General features: G+C 65.9%; 1 protein-coding gene. It reads right to left on the bottom strand.

Annotation, left to right across the window (positions count from 1 at the left end):
* Positions 1-458: DDE-type integrase/transposase/recombinase (locus tag AACY49_RS30880; RefSeq protein WP_339528099.1), on the bottom strand; the 458-nt coding region annotated here is incomplete at both ends.

Genomic DNA, 458 nt, shown 5'->3' with positions numbered 1-458 from the left:
AGAAGCTCGTCCCGCATCCGGCCGTTGAAGCTTTCACAGAAGCCGTTCTGCATCGGCTTGCCCGGCGCAATGAAGTGCCAGTCAATCTTGTTCTCCTCCGACCAGGCCAGCATGGCATTGCAGGTGAACTCGGTGCCGTTGTCGGAGACGATCATGTCCGGCTTGCCGCGCTGATTGATCAGCGCCGTCAGTTCGCGCGCCACCCGCCGCCCCGGGATCGAGGTGTCGGGGATGGCCGCCAGACATTCCCGGGTCACGTCATCGACGATATTCAGGACCCGGAAGCGACGGCCGCTGGCGAACTGGTCGTGGACAAAATCCAGCGACCACCGGGCGTTCGGCCGAGCCTCCACCAGGATCGGCGCTCGGGTGCCCACGGCGCGGCGGCGGGCCAGGCGCTTGCGCACGCTGAGGCCTTCCTCTCGATACAGACGGTAGATCCGGTTCCGCCCGGACGG

This window comes from Pseudomonas sp. EL_65y_Pfl2_R96, assembly GCF_963970905.1.
GTDB lineage: Bacteria > Pseudomonadota > Gammaproteobacteria > Pseudomonadales > Pseudomonadaceae > Aquipseudomonas.
The sequence above is the reverse complement of the archived record's forward strand: the minus strand, read 5'-3'. Positions and strand labels throughout refer to the sequence as shown.